16 protein-coding genes and 1 other annotated feature are annotated in these 21,417 nt (G+C 37.0%); of the genes, 1 reads left to right on the plus strand and 15 read right to left on the minus strand.

Features of this window, described 5'->3' with window-relative positions; genetic code table 11:
* Nucleotides 1–58: 58 nt before the first annotated feature.
* The 9 genes from pgmB to CBF31_RS03245 all read right to left on the minus strand — a co-directional run bounded on the left by pgmB (nt 59) and on the right by CBF31_RS03245 (nt 12,135).
* The gene (gene pgmB, locus CBF31_RS03205; protein WP_126830904.1) at nt 59–718 is read right to left on the minus strand and encodes a beta-phosphoglucomutase; all 660 of its coding nucleotides are present in this window, start codon (nt 716–718) and stop codon (nt 59–61) included.
* A 62-nt stretch (nt 719–780) separates the two neighbouring features.
* Complete coding sequence (locus tag CBF31_RS03210) at nt 781–3,051, minus strand: glycoside hydrolase family 65 protein (RefSeq protein WP_126830906.1); 2,271 nt, start codon at nt 3,049–3,051, stop codon at nt 781–783.
* Nucleotides 3,052–3,074: 23 nt separating this feature from the next.
* On the minus strand, nt 3,075–3,902 hold the full coding sequence (locus tag CBF31_RS03215; RefSeq protein ID WP_126830908.1) for a hypothetical protein: 828 nt from the start codon (nt 3,900–3,902) through the stop codon (nt 3,075–3,077).
* Nucleotides 3,903–3,917: 15 nt separating this feature from the next.
* Nucleotides 3,918–4,766: a sugar ABC transporter permease gene (locus CBF31_RS03220; protein ID WP_126830910.1), complete on the minus strand. Its 849-nt coding sequence runs from the start codon at nt 4,764–4,766 to the stop codon at nt 3,918–3,920.
* A 1-nt stretch (nt 4,767) separates the two neighbouring features.
* Nucleotides 4,768–6,072 carry a carbohydrate ABC transporter permease gene (locus CBF31_RS03225; protein ID WP_126830912.1) on the minus strand — a complete coding sequence of 435 codons (1,305 nt, stop codon included), beginning with the start codon at nt 6,070–6,072 and terminating at the stop codon, nt 4,768–4,770.
* Nucleotides 6,073–6,175: 103 nt separating this feature from the next.
* Nucleotides 6,176–7,435, minus strand: coding sequence for an extracellular solute-binding protein (locus tag CBF31_RS03230; RefSeq protein ID WP_126830914.1), 1,260 nt, complete (start codon nt 7,433–7,435; stop codon nt 6,176–6,178).
* A gap of 124 nt (nt 7,436–7,559) precedes the next feature.
* Nucleotides 7,560–9,326: a glycoside hydrolase family 13 protein gene (locus tag CBF31_RS03235; RefSeq protein WP_126830916.1), complete on the minus strand. Its 1,767-nt coding sequence runs from the start codon at nt 9,324–9,326 to the stop codon at nt 7,560–7,562.
* A 44-nt stretch (nt 9,327–9,370) separates the two neighbouring features.
* Complete coding sequence (locus CBF31_RS03240) at nt 9,371–11,053, minus strand: alpha-glucosidase (protein ID WP_126830918.1); 1,683 nt, start codon at nt 11,051–11,053, stop codon at nt 9,371–9,373.
* Between the two features lie 131 nt (nt 11,054–11,184).
* Nucleotides 11,185–12,135 (minus strand): LacI family DNA-binding transcriptional regulator, encoded by a 951-nt coding sequence (locus tag CBF31_RS03245; RefSeq protein ID WP_126830920.1) that lies wholly within the window; start codon nt 12,133–12,135, stop codon nt 11,185–11,187.
* Nucleotides 12,136–12,287: 152 nt separating this feature from the next.
* Nucleotides 12,288–12,474, plus strand: a binding site (T-box leader).
* Nucleotides 12,475–12,627: 153 nt separating this feature from the next.
* On the opposite strand from CBF31_RS03245, the gene nhaC reads away from it, so the two are divergent.
* Nucleotides 12,628–14,010: a Na+/H+ antiporter NhaC gene (gene nhaC / locus CBF31_RS03250; RefSeq protein WP_126830922.1), complete on the plus strand. Its 1,383-nt coding sequence runs from the start codon at nt 12,628–12,630 to the stop codon at nt 14,008–14,010.
* 39 nt (nt 14,011–14,049) lie between these two features.
* On the opposite strand, the gene CBF31_RS03255 is transcribed toward nhaC, so the two are convergent.
* The 6 genes from CBF31_RS03255 to pheS all read right to left on the minus strand — a co-directional run bounded on the left by CBF31_RS03255 (nt 14,050) and on the right by pheS (nt 21,249).
* On the minus strand, nt 14,050–15,723 hold the full coding sequence (locus CBF31_RS03255; RefSeq protein ID WP_126830924.1) for a formate--tetrahydrofolate ligase: 1,674 nt from the start codon (nt 15,721–15,723) through the stop codon (nt 14,050–14,052).
* Nucleotides 15,724–15,849: 126 nt separating this feature from the next.
* Nucleotides 15,850–16,410, minus strand: a complete 561-nt coding sequence (locus tag CBF31_RS03260) for a TlpA family protein disulfide reductase (RefSeq protein ID WP_126830926.1) — start codon at nt 16,408–16,410, stop codon at nt 15,850–15,852.
* 21 nt (nt 16,411–16,431) lie between these two features.
* On the minus strand, nt 16,432–17,121 hold the full coding sequence (locus CBF31_RS03265; RefSeq protein ID WP_126830928.1) for a cytochrome c biogenesis CcdA family protein: 690 nt from the start codon (nt 17,119–17,121) through the stop codon (nt 16,432–16,434).
* 6 nt (nt 17,122–17,127) lie between these two features.
* Nucleotides 17,128–17,652, minus strand: a complete 525-nt coding sequence (locus CBF31_RS03270) for a hypothetical protein (protein WP_126830929.1) — start codon at nt 17,650–17,652, stop codon at nt 17,128–17,130.
* A gap of 128 nt (nt 17,653–17,780) precedes the next feature.
* Entirely contained in the window at nt 17,781–20,198 is a 2,418-nt protein-coding gene (gene pheT, locus CBF31_RS03275; protein ID WP_126830931.1) for a phenylalanine--tRNA ligase subunit beta, read from the minus strand.
* A 1-nt stretch (nt 20,199) separates the two neighbouring features.
* Nucleotides 20,200–21,249: a phenylalanine--tRNA ligase subunit alpha gene (gene pheS / locus CBF31_RS03280; protein WP_126830933.1), complete on the minus strand. Its 1,050-nt coding sequence runs from the start codon at nt 21,247–21,249 to the stop codon at nt 20,200–20,202.
* Nucleotides 21,250–21,417 lie beyond the last annotated feature (168 nt).

Raw genomic sequence — 21,417 nt, forward strand, 5'->3', positions numbered from 1 at the left:
ATAAAGTCAACATAACAATGAAATAAAAATAACCCTAGCCCAAAGACTAGGGTTACAACTATTTAACTTTATTTAAAATAACATCTAATACTAATCCCTCTGTACTATCTAATCGGTAGTCTGCTTCTTTCATCGACTCTTTATCTCCCACCCCTACAGAGAACATCTTCGCTTTGTTAATCGCTTCTATACCAGCCGACGCATCTTCTATTCCGACACATTCTTCTGGTTTTACTCCTAGTTGATGTGCTGCTGTAAGAAAAATTTCAGGATCTGGCTTTCCTTTAGCTAATAAGGAAGGATCGACAATTGTATCAAAATAGCCACTTAAATTAAGACGCTCTAAAATAACTGGTCCATTCTTACTTGCTGAAGCTAATCCAAGTAAATAATTATGCTCTTTCAGCTCATTTAAAAAATCTAAAACACCAGGTAAGATATGCTCAGGTGTCATTTTTTCAATTAATTTTACATACTCGCCATTTTTTTCAGATGCCATCTCTTCTTTTTGAGCTTCTGTAAAATCAGTTTCTCGACCACCATGATTTAAAATCCTATCCAAAGAATCCATACGGGAAATGCCTTTTAACTGTTCATTAAATTCACGGTCAATTGTAATGTCATAATTCTTTGCAAGATTTTGCCACGCTTCAAAATGATACTCCGCTGTATCTGTAATCACACCATCTAAATCGAAAATAAACCCTTTAACACTCATTTTTCTCCACCCTTTTAAAAAAAGCAACCAAATAATCGAACATTATCTGGTTACTTTTAAGTTTAATTTAATGCTTTAACAAACTCCGTTTCAATACGGACAGTCTCATCAAACAACGTTACTTCCAAAGGTTCTCCTTCTAATAGACTGATTTTGACTTGCTCTTTTGTCACATCAACTTCTAGTAAGCGTTCACGGTAGTTCAGTTTGAAGCGATAACCATCCCAACCTTTTGGAGTGAATGGCGCTAATTCAAGTCTGCCTGTTAACGTTCTCATTCCAGCAAAACCATGAACCACTGATAACCAGCCACCACTCATTGACGTAATGTGTAGCCCATCTTCAGTATCGTTATTGTAATTATCTAAGTCTAGTCTAGCTGTTCTTGCATAAAGCTCTACTGCTTTTTCTTCCATGCCTAGTTCAGCTGCTAAAATACTATGCACACAGGCTGATAATGACGATTCGTGCACGGTCATGGGTTCATAAAAATCAAAGTTACGCTGTTTCTCTTCTTTAGTGTATTCATGACCTAAGAAATATAAACCTTGCAAGACATCCGCTTGTTTAATAAATGGCGAACGTAACACACGGTCCCAAGACCAATTTTGATTGAGTGGTAGGCACTCTTTAGACAAGTCAGATACTGGGCGTAACTCTTTATCTAGGAACGTGTCATGTTGAACAAAAATCCCTAACTCTTCATCTGTCGGATAATACATCTTATCAATAATGTCTTGCCATTTTTCTTTCTCATCTTCAGTTATAGCTAATTCAGTTAACTTATTAGTCGAAACTTTTTCAAGAGATTCTAAGGTATAACGTAAAACCCAAGTTGCAATGGTATTTGTATACCAGTTATTATTAACATTATTTTCATATTCATTTGGACCCGTCACACCATGAATCATGTACTTGTTACGTCGTTTTGAAAAATGCACGCGGTCTTCCCAGAATCGTGAAATAGCAACTAAGACATCGATTCCTTCGTTTACTAGATAGCTTTCATCACCTGTATACGTGGCATAGTTGTATATCGCATGAGCAATCGCGCCGTTACGATGGATTTCTTCGAATGTAATTTCCCACTCATTGTGGCACTCCACTCCTGTAAAAGTAACCATGGGATAAAGGGCACCTTTTAGTCCTTGTTGTGACGCATTATGGAAAGCCCCATCTAATTGTTGATGACGGTATTTCAGTAATTGTTCACTCACTTCTTTACCTGTTACTGATAAATACATCGGAACAATATACGCTTCTGTATCCCAATAGGTTGCCCCACCATATTTCTCACCAGTAAAGCCTTTTGGTCCAACATTTAGACGAGCATCTTCACCGTAGTAGGTTGAAAATAATTGGAAGATATTAAAACGCATTCCTTGTTGTGCTTCATCGTCTCCTTCAATAATCACATCAGCTTTGTCCCAACGGCCTTGCCATTCTGTTATATGAGCTAATTTCAACGTGTTCCACCCTTGATTAACAGCAGTTTCTAAAATACACTCACCTGATGCTACTTGTTCTGCTTCTGGAATATCACGGCTCGTTGTAACAGCAACGTATTTTTCTAAACTAATAGAAGCGCCTGGTACCAAGACATAGCTATATGTTTCTGCTACATATTTGTCACTCTCTTTTGTGACTTTTGAGCCTTCTCTTGTCACAACTTTCATACTTGTCGTCACAGAAAAACGAGGCGTGCCAAATGGATTTTCTAACGTTTCCATTGTTAAATAATTTTTTTCGCCAACGTGACGTGCTTTTTCAATCCAAAAGACCTCATCATAGTTACTGTCTTCATTTGTGACGTTACCATCTAATTTAGGCGTTAATTCGATGGTCGCTTGACCTTTTAAGGAGTCTGCTGTCACTTTAACTAGTGCTAATTCTTGTGTTGCTACACTCATAAAGCGCTCAAATGTTAATTTAACTTCTAAGCCATCTTTTATAACGGTATACTCACGTCGTAAAATCCCTGTCTTCATATCTAATTCTAAATAAAAATCACGATGCGTTGTTGTAGCAAGGTCAATTTTTTCTCCCTCAATCACAACGTCTATCCCAATAAAATTAGTAGCATTAATCACTTTACCAAAATAATCCGGATAGCCATTTTTCCACCAACCTACACGTGTTTTGTCTGGAAACCAAACACCTGCAATATAAGTACCTTGATGTGAATCACCTGAGTAACCCTCTTCGAAGTTACCACGCATCCCCATATAGCCATTTCCAATTGAAGTTAAACTCTCTTGCAATCTCATATCATCTACTGCTAATTCTGTTGTCTTGATCTTCCACGGATCAATATCAAATAATCGTTTGAACATCGTCTGATTCTCCTCTAACTAAATTATGCTTGTTTCATTTTTCTAAGTGTTTGGTCTTCATTAAATCTAGTTTTAACAAATACTGCCAATAACATAACGACAAGTCCCAATGACTGGATACTTAAAACAATGGTCATATCAAATTTTATTAATCCAACCACCATTGCTAAGACACTACTTAACCCCATGGCATTAAGTATTAACGTAACAGATTCACGGAATGTTTTAATTGAGGATGCTTCGTTAAAGCGAGTCACCCAAATAAAGAAGGCACCTCCAATTACTAGCATCAACTCACTCATAAAAATCATTCCCGCGCTCATCATTATAAGTGTCAGCGCCACAAATCCTTTATTTTGAGTTAACCACTCTTGACTTATAGAATTTTTAAACTCGTCTAACGTTTGACTGGTAGCCAAAGAAAATGATTTCGAATAAGCTACATCAAAGGTATAGCCTGATTTATCTTTTAAACTCATACCTGTTTGATTAAAACTAATCCCACTTGAAAGGTTGTCCATCTCTTTTTTTGTTAAATTGAAGCCAACAGTCTTGTCTTCATTTAAAAACGTGTGTGCCGTTTCATTCAATTGGCCCTCACTAATATCCGCTTCTTTTATCGCTGTCATTGTTCGTTTATCTAATTGTGAAAAAGCATCCGGCATTAACGTTTCTAACGAAATATTTGGATTTTTAGCAACATTTAAAGTGACAGGTATTAATAATAGCGACGTTAAAAAGATAAAGATAACCAAAATTTGAGTCAGCTTTAATGATTTTCTACCTGTAAATACGGTCTCAGGTCGCATACTGTTTTTAATATAATTTAATGGGAATGGTAAGTTTGTCATTGTTTTCATCCTTTTTTAGCCTTTTGTTCCGCCAGCCAATAATCCTGATACAAAGTGTTTTTGTAAGAAGAAGAATAAGGTTACGATTGGAACGGCAATCAGGATTGCTCCTGCTGCGAATAAGGCAACTTTTTGATCTTTAGAATTGCTAATAAATGATTGTAGACCAACAGCTACTGTAATTTTTTCTTGTGAACGAAGTAAGAATCGTGCCAACATGAAATCTCCGAATGGTCCCATAAAGGCCCACAATGCTTGAACGGCAATCATTGGTTTTACTAACGGTAAAATAATTTGCCAGAATATTCTGAAATGTCCTGCTCCATCTAGTTTTGCTGATTCATCTAAATCATAAGGAACGGTGTCAAAATAGCCTTTCATTAACCACGTATTCATTGGTATCCCACCTCCAATATAAATTAAAGTTAGGAACCAATATTGATCTAACGCATCTAGTAAAAATGCCATAACGTAAAAGGCAGTTAAAGCTGCCATTGTTGGAACCATTTGAATAATTAAGAACAGTTTCAAACTACTTTTACGTCCAACAAAACGGTAACGACTATAGGTATAACCAGATAATGTTACGATAATCACTTGGCAAACCATCGTTAGAACTGCGATGATTAATGTATTTTTATACCAACTTCCATATAACGTTTCTGAAAATAAACGTTGGAAATTATTCAATGTCCATTTACTATTAAAATCCAAACTAAACGCACTAACATTTCCTGCCTTAAAAGCAGAACTTACTGTAATTAATAATGGATAAATAATAATAATAGATAGCACGACCATGAATAGGTACGTAAAGAATTTACTCAGTGCAACGGTTCGTTTATATGAATGAGTTTTTTTCATTTTACATTCCCTCCATATCAAATGCTTTGGTTTTCTTAAATACAATCAATGAGATTGAAATAACAATCGCAGAAATCAATAATGTTACTGCAGCTGCAACTGAATATTGTGGTGAATTTCCTGTTGTTAATTTATAAATCCAAGAAATTAGAATATCTGATGACCCTGCTCCGCCACCGACACTTCCTGGTCCACCATTATTAAAGAGATAAATCATAGAGAAATTATTAAAGTTCCCTGTATATTGAGTAACAAAAATCGGAGCCGCTACGTATAAAATCATCGGTAAGGTAATTTTATTAAAACGTGCCATTGCATTTGCGCCATCAATCTTTGCAGCTTCATATAATTCGCCTGGAATAGATTGTAAAATCCCTGTTGTCATAACATAAATATAAGGGAAACCTAACCAACCTTGAATCATGATAATCGCTACTTTTGTCCAAAATGGATCTGTTTTCCATGCGATTGCACCAATATCAACAAATGGTAAATGGTTTAACATTGGGATAACTTGAGAGTTAATCGCACCAATACTATCATTAAAAATATTTGAGAAACTCATAATGGTAATAAACGCTGGGACTGCCCAAGGTAATAAGAAAATAATCCCAAAAAATCGTTTCCCTTTAATAAATTCTTGATTAGCAATTACTGCTGTAAAGACACCTAGGACAATTTGTAACGTTGATGCACATAGAGTCCAAATAACAGTCCACGAGAAGACGGCACCAAAGGTATCTCGGTAAGAACTTAAGAAAAAGATACTAAAGAAATTTTTAAACCCTACCCAGTCAATTAAACTTGCTGGTGGAATATGGTAAAAATCGTAATTCGTAAAAGCCATAAATAACGTCACTAATACCGGAAAAATAATTGTAAATGTCATAACTAAGTAAGCTGGTAATGTTAAAAGATAAGCAAAGCCATTTTCTAACACATTATCCGTAACACCCTTAGCTGTCGTATTAACTGTCATCCCTGCATTCCACTGTTTCGCAACAGCTTTAGCATCACGAATATTTAACACATAAAAGATTAAAAATATCGCAGTAATTATAATTTGAAGGGTTCCTTCTATCATCAAGAACAATGAATGGTCTTCTATAGGGGTAGCTCCTAGAGTTACAAACCCTTGAAAGGCTGCCCCACCGAAACTAATCATCTCAATAACAAATAATAGAAATATACCAAAGAATACAATTGCTTTAAATTTTTGTTCATTATAAAGCTGTCCTCCACCCGGTATTAAGGAATAGAGTGTTGCTTTTTTCACATCTTTTGGATTGGTTGCTGTTCTATCCATCGTCTTTCTCCTCTTCTTTAAAAGAATTCGGCAGAGGAAGAAACTCCTCTGCCGAAACACTAAACTAGATCATACCCTAGTTCTATAATAGGAACTGGTTGTTTTATTTAGTATATTTTTGTGCAATCGCATCATCGATTACTTTAACTGCTGCGTCGGCTGCTTCTTGAGCTGTTTGTTTACCAGAAGCCGCATCAAACATTAAGTTCTCTCCACCAGCCCAAACTTCACCCATCTCTGGAATATTCGGCATTGGGTCAGCATTTTCATATTGATCAACAACCGCTTTTGTAATCGCATCATCACTTGCTGCTGCTTTTTCACGAGCTTTATTATTAGCTGGAACTTCATTCGTTACGTCAAATAACTTTTCTTGGTTTTCTTCATTTGTAACGTAGTCAATGAATTTTTGTCCCATGTCTTTACGTTTTGAATAGTTACTCATTACCCACGCTTTACCGCCACCAAACGCTTGATATTCTTTACCGTTTTTAAGTGTTGGAATTTTTGCTACGCCGTAATTAACGTCAGCTTCTTTATAGCCATTTGCTGCCCACGGTCCGTTAATAACTACGCCTGCTTTACCATTGATGAATTGATCATCAATAAAGTCGCCAGCACTCTTAACATCTTGCATGCCTTTAGGCCATACATTTTGGAACCACTCATTAGCATAGTCGATACCTTCTACAGCACCTTTACTATTTAAACCAACATCACTTGGATCTGTCCCATTGTCACCAAAGACATAACCACCATAACCTGCTAATAGGCCATATGCTGAATAGAAATCAGTCCATTTCGCTAAGAACCCAACATTTTTTCCTTTTTCTGCTTCAAAATCAAACTTAGGATCCTTCGATAATTTTTCTAAGTCAGCAAAAGTTGCCGGAACATCTTTCACTAAATCTTTGTTATAGTACATAATCAATGTTTCGATAATCGCAGGTTCACCGAAGAATTTACCATCAACTGTGACTTGTTTTTTATCTGTTTCATTATAATCTGCTTCATTTCCAAGTTTTACTTCGGCAATGTGACCTTGTTGTCCCAATGGCCCTAATCTATCATAAGCTGACATCATTACATCGGGTGCTTTTCCAGCAGGACCGTCTAATGCAAGTGCATCTAATTGCTCAAACATATCACGTTCATTTAATTTAACTTTTACACCATTATCTTTTTCAAATGACCCTTTAATTTCATTTAAATACTTGATATAACCTTTATCGACAGTAACTTCCAATACCTTGTCATCTACTTCTGTTTTTGCCTTATCTTTCGAGTTGCCACATCCCACAACACCTAATGCTGCCCCTGCTACTAAAAGACCTAAACTAGCTTTTTTCCAAGATTTTTTCATTGTTTCCTTACCCCCTAATAGTTTTGGTTAAACGTTTACTTTAACTTACACTCTTATTATTAAGTGTTACCCGTATCAATGCAAGCGCTTTACAGGTGTTACCGATAACATCTTAACTTACTTATTATGTTGTTTTTAAAATAACAAAGCCTTTTGTTCCTACTGCCATTTCAGCTTCATTGTAATTTTGACTCATCACAATTTCTTGAGAATTTAAAGGACTAATAACATAAGCTTCATTGCCTCGATTGAAATAAGCAGTCATAACTTGGTCAGCTGTACGTCTTTCAAATCCAACAACTTGTTTGTCATTATCCGATAAGATAAACTCTAGTGAGCCTTTTGTTAAAGTTTCTTGATTATCTTTTCTAAGTGCAATTAAGTCCTTCATAAACTCATAAAAAACTAAATCTTGCTCTTCTTTATCCCACACCATACACTTACGACAATCTGGGTCATTTTCACCTGTCATTCCGACCTCTGTACCGTAATACACACAAGGTTGCCCATGTTGTAAGAACGTAAAAGCTAATGTCATCTTAGCTACTTCTTTATCTTCTTTAGCAATGGTTAACAAACGTGCCGTATCATGTGAATCTAACATATTAAACATCACTTCATTCGTTTGCTGACGGTATAACATTAATTGCTCATTCAAGCCGCTGATCATCTTATCTGCTGAAATCCCTTCGTAAACGAAGAAATTCTCGATAGTTTCAGTAAACGCATAGTTCATCACGGCATGGAATTCATCGCCTTGTAACCAGCTTTGAGACGAGTGCCAAATTTCACCTAGAATGTAGAAATCATCTTTTAGTGCAACAGTCTCTTTATAGAATAGTTTCCAGAAATTATGGTCTACTTCATTTGCCACATCTAAACGCCATGCATCAATATCAAATTCTTTAATCCAATACGTTGCAATATCAAGTAAATACTTTTGAACTTCAGGATTAGCTGTATTTAATTTTGGCATTCTAGGTGTGAAAGCAAACGTATCATATGAAACGGTTGTCGCACCTTCTTCATTTCCATTAGTCCCAAACTCAACTGGATAACTGTGAATATGGAACCAATCGGCATACTGTGATTTTTCTTCATTTTTAATCACATCTTGCCATTGTGGTGAATGATAGCCCATATGATTAAATACCGCATCTAGCATTATCTTAATACCACGCTTGTGAGCTTCCGCTACTAATGTTTTAAACGTTTCTTTATCGCCAAAGTCTGGGTCAATCTCATAGTAATCAATCGTGTCATATTTATGATTCGAATGAGCTTTGAAAATCGGGCAGAAATAAATACCGTTAATCCCTAAATCAACTAGGTAATCTAGATTATCAATCACACCTTGCAGGTCGCCACCAAAGAAATCTTCTCTATCAGGGTCTTTACTTCCCCAAGCCAGTGTCCCTTCAGGATCATTTGATGTATCGCCATTAGCGAAACGTTCTGGAAAGATTTGATACCAAATCGTATCCTTTACCCATTGTGGTGACTTAAATCTATCTACTTCTTGGAAGTAAGGCATTCTGAAATAGTTAGCTGCGCCAGCTTTTGTTTCTTCTGTGCAAGGGAAAATCCCACGATCACCATAAAATACTTCCTCGCCATCTATTCCAATAACATGAAAAGCGTACTGTAAACGACGGTACTTCGCTGTTGTTTTAATTAACCAATAATCAAAATCTTCGGTTTGTGTTAATAATGTCATCGGTTCTGACTCTTGATACCATTTATCTTGATCAATTAAATAAGGGTCTCCTTTAATCACATGTACGGCTTTAACATCGTCTCGTTTTGTTCTTAAACGAATATGAAACTCATCTTTCTCATATAAATAAGCGTACTCACTATCTGGTCTGTGTAATAAAGCTGCTCTTTCCATCCTCTATCCCTCTTTTACATTTTTTATTTTTTATTTTTTATTTTTTATTTTTTATTTTTTATCAATACAATAACACCATACGGCGGTAGTTCTTTAAGGTTATCACTATTACTAGTAAGATTTGATAAGACAATGTCATACTCTTTAAGTGACACGTATACTTCTATTGGACAAATTTTATCCGTCATATTTGCAATAACAAGTGCTTCTTTATCTTCAGTAAAACGGCGGTATACAATACTGGCGTCTGATGTTGGTAGTAACTCAAACGCACCTTCTGAAAATAATGATTCTTTTTTTAATCGCAATAATGCTTGGTAATAACTTAGGATACTTTCCTCGTCCTGTGATTGCTCTCGCACATTATACAGTTGTTCTTCATTAACACCACTCCAAGGACTAACCGTTGAAAAACCTGCATTAGCCTCTTCAGTCCACTGCATCCCACCACGACTTGCTTCTTTATTGACACTTGATAAACGTGCCAATGCCTCTTTTGAGCTTATGCCTTTAGCTAGCATATCCTTATAATAACTAACTGCTTCAGGTGCTTGGAAGTCCGATACATCATGACTCACCAAATTTTTCATGCCGATTTCTTCACCGTATAACAGCACGGGTAACCCACGCATCAAGTACATCACGGTCGCTAACATCTTGGCACTTTCGTCACGGTAAGTGTCATCATTACCAAATCTTGAAACAAGTCTAGGCATATCATGGTTATTCCAATAAAGTGTGGGATATCTTTCTCCCGCTAAGGCCGCTTGCCATTCAGCCATCGTTTCTTTAAAGGCGCTTACATCTAACTCTTTAGTTAGGAGACTTTCTGGTACTTTATCATTCTTCTCAACCACTCGTTCTGGGAAATAGCGGAAACTTACAACCGTATCGCACTGATTTCGATTAGAATCCGTGTATTCTTTTGCTAATTCACATGTTGCCGAGGCTGCTTCACCTAAAATAAAAATATCAGGTTTAATTTTTCTAAGTTCTCCAATAAATTCGGCTAAATACTCTTGAACTTTTGGTAAATTAGCGTAATACTCTTCTGCTATTGCAAATTCTCCCTCTGGAGTATCCGGTACATTTAATGATAAATCTGCTTTTGCCATATGAATAAACGCATCTAAACGATAACCATCTATGCCCTTACTTAACCAATATTTAGCAATATGTAACATAGCATGTCTGACTTCCACATTCTCCCAATTCAAATCTGGCATTTCTTTATCAAATAAGTGGAAATAGTACTCACCACTCTTATCATCCATTTCCCAAACAGACCCTCCAAAGAATGACGCCCAGTTATTCGGTAAACCATTATCTTCTTTCGGCTTCTCCCAAATGTAATAGTCTCTGTAAATATTTTCGGGTCCTTTTAACGCTTCTTGAAACCAAGGGTGCTGCTTAGAGGTGTGATTTAAAACAAAATCAAAGACAACTTTCAGCTCTCGCTTATGTGCTTCTTTAATAAATAACTCTAACTCTTCTTCCGTCCCAAAAATCGGATCGATTGCATAATAATTAGAGATATCGTAACCGTTATCAATTTGTGGTGAAATAAAAATCGGATTCAGCCACAATGTATTAACGCCAAGATCTTTAATATAATCTAATTCATCAATGATCCCTTTAATATCACCTATCCCATCATGATTACTATCTTTAAAACTCTTTGGATAGATTTGATAAACGATTGCTTCTTGCCACCAATTAGAAGACATCTCTTAACCTCCTCTGCTTTCTTGTAACTCACATTCCTAGAATACCTAATGTTACATGTAACAACAATAAAGAAAGTCGTGATACCGATAACAAAAAAAGACAAGTGATAATTTTATCACTTGTCTTTTGACTACCGAGAGCTACTCTCTCTAACTATTAACTCCGGTTCAAAAAAAAGATTACCTTGAGGCGCCCCTTTTTGTTCTAATTTATTTAATAACATCTTCGCACAGGATTTTCCCATCTCAATAACAGGTTGTTTGATTGTTGTTAATTGCGGGTAAGCAATCTGGTCTAAAAAGACACCATCATATCCAACGACCCCATAATCTTGAGGAATACTCGCCCCTTTATGAAGCAAGCCTCGCTCAATTCCTAGAGCTAAACGATCGGAACTACATATAAAACACGTATTCTTTTCAAATGTCGCAAAATTTTCTTCAATAAAAGCAGTAGTGTATCTAGAACGATTGTCAAACCGATAAATTTCTGGAATACGTTGCGCTTTTTGCATGGTATTAATGTAGCCAGCCTCCCTTGAAAATTCAAAGGTTTCTTTAACATCAATGCCAATAAATACTAGGCGTTCATACCCTTTTTCAATCGCGTGTTCCGTCGATAAGGTGGTCCCTTGCATATTATCCGTATCTACAAAATCATGACCATAACGATTTTCACCGAATAATACAACCGGTTTATCAATTTGGCCAATCCATTCATAATCTTTATCCCGCATGCCGGTAATGATATAACCATCGGACTGTCCAATATCAAAACTATTTTCTGTTACCAATTGTAACGAATATTGATTTTTATCCAACTCTTTTGAAATCCCCATTAACAAGTTCATGTAATAAGGTTCTGTCGTATCCATCTCTTCTAAAATCACCATTTTTATGACTTGTGTTCTATTGTTTGCCAAAGCCTTTGCGGCAACATTTGGTGTATAATTTAATTCATTCATCGCATTAAAAACTAATTCTTTCAATTCATCCGTTACTTTTTCAGGATGATTGATAACACGTGACACGGTCATTTTAGACACGTTCGCTTTACGTGCTACATCTGCTAAGGTAACCATGGACTGCCTCCTCCAAACACTTACTCAGTACTAGTATGATTATAACTTTAAACTAATAAATTGCCAATGAGGAAAATTAAAAACTACCTCATGGAAATTTAAGAGTTGACTATTATTAAATTTAATGAGATAGTATATCAAACATATTCCTCTTTAAAGGTTTAGTAACTTTTCATTTTAGCGTACAGAGAGTTGACGGTCGGTGCAAGTCAATCAGGATGAACAAGTGAATTACACCCTTTGCATAAAAAAGAGACGGTTAAGCTCGTTAACGCTTATAAGAGCAAGTCACATTAGACTTGGAATTTTGGGTGGTACCACGACTATTTCGTCCCAGTTAGCTTTAGAGCTAGCTGGGGCTTTTTTTATTTCAAAAATTATTAGGAGGCATAGTCATGTTTATTATTACGTCACGCAGTGTGGGAGGGATTGCTCGTTATCGTCTTTCAGTTATGACATCATCACTTACACATAACTAGGAGGACTTTACCCATGACAAAAAAATTGACATTCAAAGAAGCGTTACTTATTTTCATCATTATGATTACCATTTTAGGAACAGCCGTTATCAAATTTAATATGAGCCCAACCGCTCCCATCATCTTAACAATCGCCCTACTGCTTTTGTGGGGACGTTCAAAAAAAATAAGTTGGGATGACATTCATAAAGGAATTATTGAAGGGGTCTCTACAGGAATTATTCCTATGTTAATCTTTCTTCTCATAGGGGCGCTCATCGCCTCTTGGATTGCTGCGGGCGTTATCCCTGCAATGATGGTTGTTGGATTTAAATTAATTAATATTAACTTTTTTATTCCCTCAACATTCATCGTCTGCGCCGTTATTGGAACATCAATCGGTAGTGCTTTTACTACGGCCACAACGATTGGACTGGCCTTAATGGGAATGGGAACAGCACTCGGATTTAATCCCGCACTTATTGCTGGAGCTATCATTTCAGGTGCGGTTTTCGGTGATAAAATGTCTCCACTTTCCGACAGTACGAATTTATCTGCTGCTATTGCGGGCACCGATTTATTCAAACACATTCGCAACTTGATGTGGACGACTATTCCAGCTTTTACTATTGCGACACTATTATTCTTTACTCTAGGAAGACAAACTACTGCTACCGCCAACTTAACTGAAGTGACACACTTGTCTACAGCCCTAAGCTCTCACTTCTCAATTGGCTGGTGGTCTGCCTTACCTATTATTTTGATGGTTGTCTTTTCAATAATGAAAGTTCCAGCTATCGCCACACTTTTAACAAATATAGCTCTTTCCATTGGCTTACTTATCATTCAAAATCCAACCATTCGTTTAAGTGAGATTGCTGATTTAATTGAAAATGGCTTTGTTTCAAAAATAGGTGTTCCCGAACTTGATACACTTCTAACACGTGGCGGCTTAATTAGCATGCTAAGTTCAATCTCACTCATTATCCTAACTTTAACATTAGGTGGCCTATTGATTAACTTTGGAATTATTGATGCCTTAATGGCTCCGATTACAACCAAACTGACATCAAATGGCTCTTTAATTGCGGCGACCGTATTCGGTGGGATTATGACAAATATCATGATTGGCGAACAATACCTAGCCATTATTCTTCCAGGTAAAGCGATGAAACCTGCTTTTGATAAAAGTGACCTAGCTCCAACGGCTCTATCTCGTGCTCTTGAAGATTCAGGTGCCGTACTAAATACGCTAATCCCTTGGGGTGTTAGTGGTGTCTTTATGGCTCAAACGCTTGGTGTTAGTACGCTTGCTTACTTACCTTTCTGTTTCTTTAATTTACTTTGCCCCATCCTATCTATCTTATCTGGCTTTACTGGCATCGGCCTTAGTAAAAAAGAAACGGTATCAGCCTAAACAAAAAAGGACTTAGCCAATTGGCTAAGTCCTTTTTATTTAAAATAAACCGGTAATCATACCGTCTTCTGTCACATCAATTTTATTTGCTGCTGGGATTTTTGGTAACCCTGGCATCGTCATCACATCACCTGTGTATACGACGATAAAGCCTGCCCCAGCGGATACTTTCATACGACTAACCTCTACTGCAAAATCAGTTGGACGTCCTAACAATTTAGGATTATCTGATAATGAGTATTGCGTCTTCGCCATACAGACTGGTAAATGACCAAATCCTAAGCTTTCTAATTTCGCCATCATCGTTCTAGCAGCTGGTGCAAATTGGACAGTCGCACCACCGTATATTTTTGTGACTATTTTTTCAATTTTTTCAGCAATACTATCTGACTCTTCGTAAGCAAATTGAAGCTCACTTGGTTGTTCTGCAAGAGCAACGACTTCCTCTGCCAAATCACGAGCACCTTCTCCACCTTTTGCCCATACATCAGATAAAATAACTTTCACGCCAAGCTCAGCACATTTTTCAGTGACTAATGCTATTTCTTTCTCTGTATCTGTTGGGAATTTATTCAACGCAACAACTGCTGGTAGCTCATATACGTCAGTCATATTTTCTACATGTTTAAGTAAATTGGGTAATCCAGCTTCAAGAGCTACTAAATCTTCTGATTGTAACTCATCTTTACCTAAGCCACCATGCATTTTCAAGGCACGAATGGTCGCAACGACTACAACAGCAGAAGGTCTAACACCAGACTGTCGGCATTTAATATCTAAGAATTTCTCTGCACCTAAGTCGGCACCAAAACCAGCTTCTGTTACCACATAATCGCCTAATTTCATGGCTGTTTTTGTCGCAATCACTGAATTACAACCATGTGCTATATTAGCGAATGGTCCTCCGTGGATAATCGCAGGGTTGTTTTCTAACGTTTGAACTAAATTAGGTTTAATCGCATCTTTAAGAAGAGCTGTCATCGCACCTTCTGCTTGTAAATCTCCTGCCGTTACTGGATTATTTTCATAGTCGTACGCCACGATGATACGTTTTAAGCGTGCTTTTAAATCATTTAAATCATCTGCTAAACATAAAATAGCCATAATTTCTGAGGCAACTGTTATTTCAAAGCCATCTTCACGAGGAACACCATTAACACGAGCGCCAAGCCCACAAACAATTTGTCGTAACTGACGGTCATTCATATCCACACAACGTTTCCAGTTAATACGATTAACGTCTATCTTCAGAACATTCCCTTGATGAATATGATTATCTAAAAGAGCAGCCAGCAAGTTATTAGCAGCTCCAATTGCATGAAAATCGCCTGTAAAGTGTAAATTGATATCTTCCATTGGCACGACTTGCGCATAACCGCCACCCGCAGCGCCACCTTTAATTCCGAAAACAGGCCCTAAAGAAGGTTCTCTTAAAGCAATGACAGCCTTTTTACCGATTAAGTTTAAGCCATCTCCTAGCCCTACAACTGTTGTTGTTTTCCCTTCACCAGCTGGCGTTGGGGTAATGGCAGTTACTAAGATCACTTTAGCTTTTTCTTCCTTATCTTTAAGCTGATTAACGTCAATTTTCCCTTTATAGTTGCCGTAAAACTCTAACGTTTGACGGTCTAATCCAATCTTAGCCCCTACCTCTTCAATAAATGCCATATCATTTTGCTGTGCAATCTCAATATCTGATAAATAGTCTGTCATACTATTGCCTCCTTCTATCAGGTTGTTCTACTTTAACCTGTCCTTTTCTCGCTTTTTCTATTCTACCATTATTCCCTCCCTTTATTAAGAAATAAACCTATAAAAAAAGAGCAACCCAATTACTGGCTACTCTTTAATCAACTCTATTCCATTTTTTAAAGCCTCTTCTGATACTTGTCCCATAATTCTACCTTGAATCACACCATCCTGATCGATAATAACCGTTGCAGGTAGTGCCGCTAAGCCATATTTATAACCAGTATCTGTCGTCTTATCAAAATAAGTTTCAATCTCAATTCCATTTGTTTCTAAAAATTCCAATGCCAAGTCTTGTGTTTCACGTTGACCATCAGCTTGATTAATAAATAAGAAATCCACATCAGGATTTTCTTTTTTCATCTTCTCAAATAAGGGCATTTCCTCACGACAAGGTGGACACCAACTCGCCCAAAAATTAACGACAATCGGCTTTCCTTTATGGTCAGATAACTTCCCTCTCTTGCCGTTCTTATCCTCATAAGTAAAATCAAAACTCTCATCTGTGATACTTTTTACTTCCTCTTCAATCGGTGGTTCTGGAGCTGTTACAGGCATTTCATAATCCGCTGTCAGCTTTTGATACAACACATAACTTCCTATTAATAACACTGGTACGATTAACAGTAATAACCAATTTTTCTTAGTCATATTTCATTCTCCTTTTCTACTCTAGCGTGTGACTAGCAATTGTAAATAATCAACCCAACCTGTCACGATCGATAGGCCTACAGCTATCATCAGTACACCAGACACGATATTAATTTGACGGTAATGTTGCTTAATCCAGGTCATCCCTGATGTAAAGCGTGTCAATAAAAAGGTGGTTAAGATAAAGGGAATACTCATACCAATTGAATAAACGAGTAATAACCCACCACCTAGAAGTGCTGATTGACTTTGAGCAGCCAACATCAACGCTGTTCCTAGATAAGCACTTAGACAAGGCGTCCATCCTAATGCAAAAAGTGTCCCAAAGAAAAAGAATGTTCCTAGTCCGCTTGTTTCTTTTATTGAAACAGTTTTTTTCAAACCTAATTGAGCCATGTTCAACTTATTAAGAATAGGAATTAATTCTGTTATCTTTAGACCCGCAATCATAATGAGTGTCCCTGTCACGATTTGAATTTCTCGACGATACGCTATTAAATAACGAGATAGACTTCCTGAAAACAGCCCCATCAAAACAAATACAACAGAAAAACCTAAGGTAAATGTCACTACCCTTGAAAGGACTGTACGCGTATTTTGTGACTGCGAACTGCCAACAAAATAAGAAACATAAACAGGCATCAGCGGTAAAATACAAGGTGATATAAAAGTTAGAATACCTTCTAGAAATAAAATTAAAAATAACGTCATGTTATTCTATTCCCCCTTAATTTCTTGTTCTTCCTGAACAGGTTCTACCTTATCCATAATCCAATTCTTCTCTTTTTTTACATAATGAGCTTTCGCTGCCATTGGAAATTGCTTTCTTGTTGGTGCTTCAATTACAAAACGAGTGACTGTCTCCTTCTCATCTTTAGCTAACTCTTTCACCTTCAGCATCGTTGACTCCACAATCTTAGTTTGACTCTGTTGTTTAGCATTTGGATCCCCAATTGGTCGACACATCATATCTACTAATTCTGGTGTCATGCGCTTTGAAAGGCTCTCACGTTTTTCATTTGGTGATTGATTATCCTCAGCCCCGTAGATATCTTTAATTAATGTTTCATTATAGGTTTTAAATGCTTGGGCTTCCTTTTCTTTTTTTGTATGGTCAACAGATTGAGTCTGTTTGATAGTTGATTTAGTCGATTCTTTCGATGCTTCTGTTTCAGGTCTAAACCCAATATAGGCTGCACTACCAACTAGCACAACTGCTAGTCCAATTATAATTTTTTTCATAATAGTCTCCTTTTCGAACCATTAATATAACATATATCCACGCCCCTAGTCTTTCTTTTAGCTTCAAACAAACCTTAATTTTGTACAAAAAAGAAGCCTGTCATCAGACAGACTCCTTATTATTATTTTTAACGAATTTCAACTGAAAATTCTTCAACTAATGCAGCTTGAACTTTATCCATTGCTTTTGTAACCTCTTCATCTACTAGAGTTGCCTCTGTATTTAAGAATGTTAATGAATAAGCCATTGATTTTTTATCTGCTCCAAGTTTTTCACCTTGGAAGATATCAAATAATGTCACATCTGTTAAGAAACGTCCGCCATTCGCTTTAATTGTATCAACTAATGCTTGATTAGAGATAGACGCATCCACTAATAATGCCATATCACGTGACATTGCTGGGAATTTAGAAACAGGTGCATACTTGATACCTGTGCTTGTTACAGCTAATAATTTTTCTAAATTAAGCTCAGCTACGTAAGTTTCTTTGATGTCATAAGCTTTAGCAGTTAAAGGATGAACTTGACCAACAAAGCCGATTACTTCTTCTCCAGCCATTAAGAATGCTGTACGTCCTGGGTGCATCTCTTTTAATTCATCTGTTGCAACAAATGTTGTCGCTTCAGTTAAACCAAGAGTTGTCAGGATACTCTCAACAATACCTTTAGCCACATAAAAATCTACCGGTGCTTTCGCAACTTGCCAGCTGCCTTGTTCTCTTAAACCTGTTAAGGCGAAACCTAATGAACGTGTTTCTGTAGGAAGAGCTTGACCCTCTTCTTGTTTAAATGTTTTACCAATTTCATATAAAGCCACATCGTTATTTTTACGCGCTGTATTGTAAGCCACATCTTCTAATAAACCACTGATTAAGTTTTGACGTAACACTGCACGGTCAGAACTCATAGGAGATTGAAGCGCCACAACTGGAGCTTTATCTAACACAAATTGCGTTGCTTTTTCTTCGATTGTTAGCGCATAGCTAATCGCTTCTGTTAAACCATTTCCTTCAACTGACTCACGCATGGCACGAATTAGACGTTGCTCATCTGTTAAAGCACCTGGTAAAGCTTCACCACTTGGTAAAGTTGATGGTAAATTATCATAACCATAGATACGTGCTACTTCTTCGATGATATCTGCTTCGATTGAAATATCCCAACGACGTCCAGGGATTGAAATAACATAACTTTCACCTGTCACTTCAAATTTGAAATCTAAAGCTGTTAAAATTTCATTCACTGCTTCAACTGTTAAATCAGTTCCTAAAGACCCATTGATACGTGATAATTCAATCGCTACTTTAGTATCAGGTGCTTTTGTTTCTTCTGCTACAACTTCACCAGAAACAACTGTTCCTTCACCTAATTCAGCCATCATTGCTGCAGCAAATTCACACGCTTCTGCTACTGTATCTAGGTTAATACCTTTTTCAAAACGGCTGCTTGATTCGCTACGTAACCCAAATTGTTTCGCTGATTTACGCGTTACAATCCCATCAAACGTCGCTGCTTCAATCGCAATCGTTGTTGTTTTTTCAGTGATTTCTGACTCTTGTCCACCCATAATACCTGCTAAAGCTAATGGTTTTTGACCATTCGTAATCACGATATTATCAGGTGTAACCTCGCGTTCTTCACCATCAAGTGTCACTAATTTTTCGCCTGCTTGACCACGACGAACTAAAATTTCTTTTGAGCCTAATTCGTTATAATCAAATGCATGTAACGGTTGGCCGAATAATAATAACACATAGTTCGTCACATCTACCATGTTGTTAATTGGACGAATACCCGCATTCATTAAGCGTGTTTGTAACCATAATGGACTTTCTTTTACTGTCACATCTTTCACAATACGCATACGGTAGTTTGGTGTATCTTGTTTGTCTGCTACGCTTACTGATAAGTAATCGCTCGCTTTTTCAGTTGTATCCTCAACCAATTCCTTTGTTGGGAATGTAGGTGTTTTACGATAAATAGCTGCTACTTCATGAGCCACTCCACGCATGCTTAACGCATCTGCACGGTTTGGTGTGATTGATAATTCAACAATCGCATCATCCATTGCTAAATATGAAAAGACAGGTTCGCCAGCGTTTGCTTCCTCTGGCATGAAGTAAATTCCTTCAGCATAAGCTTTGGGTACAACACTGTCGCCATAACCAAGCTCTTGAAGTGAACATACCATTCCTAATGATACTTCGCCACGCATTTTACCTTTTTTGATTTTTACATTGCCATCAATTCGTGAGTTAGGTAATGCTACGATAACTTTTTTACCTGCCGCAATATTTGGAGCACCACAGACGATTTGGTAAAGCTCTTCTTCACCCACATCGATTTGGCAAATTGATAAATGATCGCTATCTGGATGTGGCACGCATTCTTTCACATCACCTACGACGATTTTTTTAAGTCCTTCTTCAGGAACATTTACTTCTTCAACTTCAATCCCTGTACGAGACATTTTATCTGCTAATTCATCTGGTGTAACAGATGATAAATCAACTAATTCGTTTAACCATTTATAAGAAACTAACATATTATTTCTCCTTTACTGAAAATTGTTCTAAGAAACGAACATCATTTTGATAGAAATTACGAATATCATTAACGCCGTAACGTAACATTGCAATACGGTCTGGCCCCATACCAAAGGCAAAGCCACTGTATACTGTTGGGTCAATTCCTGACATTTTAAGAACGTTAGGATGAACCATACCCGCACCTAAAATCTCAATCCAACCTGTTTCTTTACAAACGTTACATCCTTTACCCCCACATTTGAAACAGCTCACATCCACTTCAACTGATGGTTCAGTAAATGGGAAGTAACTTGGACGTAAACGAATTTCACGGTCATCGCCAAACATTTTCTTCATCACAACTTCAAGCGTTCCTTTTAAATCACCCATCGTAATGTTTTTATCAACCACTAATCCTTCAATTTGGTGGAATTGATGACTATGTGTGGCATCATCACTATCACGACGGAATACTTTACCCGGACTAATCATGCGTAGTGGTCCTTTAGTAAAGTCATGTTTCTCCATTGTACGAGCTTGAACTGGAGAAGTATGTGTTCTTAGTAACAACTCTTCTGTAATATAGAACGTATCTTGCATATCACGAGCTGGATGATCTTTTGGTAAGTTCATACGCTCAAAGTTATACTCATCTTGCTCTACTTCAAAACCTTCTACAATTTGGTAACCCATTCCTAAGAAGATGTCTTCCATCTCTGTCATTGTTTGTGTTAGAACATGGCTTGACCCTTGAACTAACTCTTTACCAGGAAGTGTCACATCAAGTGTTTCTTTAGCAAGTTTACGGTTCAATTCTAATTCTTCTAATTGAACTTTCTTCTCTTCTAATTTTTCTGTTAAATGGTCACGAATTTCATTGGCGAAGCTCCCTACTACTGGACGCTCCTCTGCTGATAAATCTTTCATCCCACGTAATACTTCTGTGATTGGACCTTTTTTACCTAATGTTTCAACACGGATTTGATTCAAATCGTTTAACGCATCACTTGCTGAAATCTTTTGTAATGTTTCTTCTTTTAACGCTTCTAATTGCTGTTTTAAAGACATGTTTCTGTCACTCCTTTTTTATGATTGAGGAAAACAAAAAAAGACCTCATTCCTTATATAAGGAACGAGATCTCGCGGTACCATCCTATTTTATCGCAAAGCTAGACTTTGCCATACACTTTATTGTTGGTAACGATGTCCTGCGACACCGGTCTAATGTTTGGTTAG

This window comes from Vagococcus fessus, assembly GCF_003987565.1.
GTDB lineage: Bacteria > Bacillota > Bacilli > Lactobacillales > Vagococcaceae > Vagococcus_D > Vagococcus_D fessus.

Coding starts and splice junctions, on each gene's coding strand:
- pgmB (WP_126830904.1), bottom strand. CDS start 718: ATGAGTGTTAAAGGGTTTATTTTCGATTTAGATGGTGTGATTACAGAT.
- pheT (WP_126830931.1), bottom strand. CDS start 20,198: ATGTTAGTTTCTTATAAATGGTTAAACGAATTAGTTGATTTATCATCT.
- CBF31_RS03270 (WP_126830929.1), bottom strand. CDS start 17,652: ATGAAAAAAATTATAATTGGACTAGCAGTTGTGCTAGTTGGTAGTGCA.
- CBF31_RS03245 (WP_126830920.1), bottom strand. CDS start 12,135: ATGGTTACCTTAGCAGATGTAGCACGTAAAGCGAACGTGTCTAAAATG.
- CBF31_RS03230 (WP_126830914.1), bottom strand. CDS start 7,435: ATGAAAAAATCTTGGAAAAAAGCTAGTTTAGGTCTTTTAGTAGCAGGG.
- CBF31_RS03210 (WP_126830906.1), bottom strand. CDS start 3,051: ATGTTCAAACGATTATTTGATATTGATCCGTGGAAGATCAAGACAACA.
- nhaC (WP_126830922.1), top strand. CDS start 12,628: ATGACAAAAAAATTGACATTCAAAGAAGCGTTACTTATTTTCATCATT.
- CBF31_RS03215 (WP_126830908.1), bottom strand. CDS start 3,902: ATGACAAACTTACCATTCCCATTAAATTATATTAAAAACAGTATGCGA.
- CBF31_RS03235 (WP_126830916.1), bottom strand. CDS start 9,326: ATGGAAAGAGCAGCTTTATTACACAGACCAGATAGTGAGTACGCTTAT.
- CBF31_RS03240 (WP_126830918.1), bottom strand. CDS start 11,053: ATGTCTTCTAATTGGTGGCAAGAAGCAATCGTTTATCAAATCTATCCA.
- CBF31_RS03265 (WP_126830928.1), bottom strand. CDS start 17,121: ATGACGTTATTTTTAATTTTATTTCTAGAAGGTATTCTAACTTTTATA.
- CBF31_RS03220 (WP_126830910.1), bottom strand. CDS start 4,766: ATGAAAAAAACTCATTCATATAAACGAACCGTTGCACTGAGTAAATTC.
- CBF31_RS03255 (WP_126830924.1), bottom strand. CDS start 15,723: ATGACAGACTATTTATCAGATATTGAGATTGCACAGCAAAATGATATG.
- CBF31_RS03225 (WP_126830912.1), bottom strand. CDS start 6,072: ATGGATAGAACAGCAACCAATCCAAAAGATGTGAAAAAAGCAACACTC.
- pheS (WP_126830933.1), bottom strand. CDS start 21,249: ATGTCTTTAAAACAGCAATTAGAAGCGTTAAAAGAAGAAACATTACAA.
- CBF31_RS03260 (WP_126830926.1), bottom strand. CDS start 16,410: ATGACTAAGAAAAATTGGTTATTACTGTTAATCGTACCAGTGTTATTA.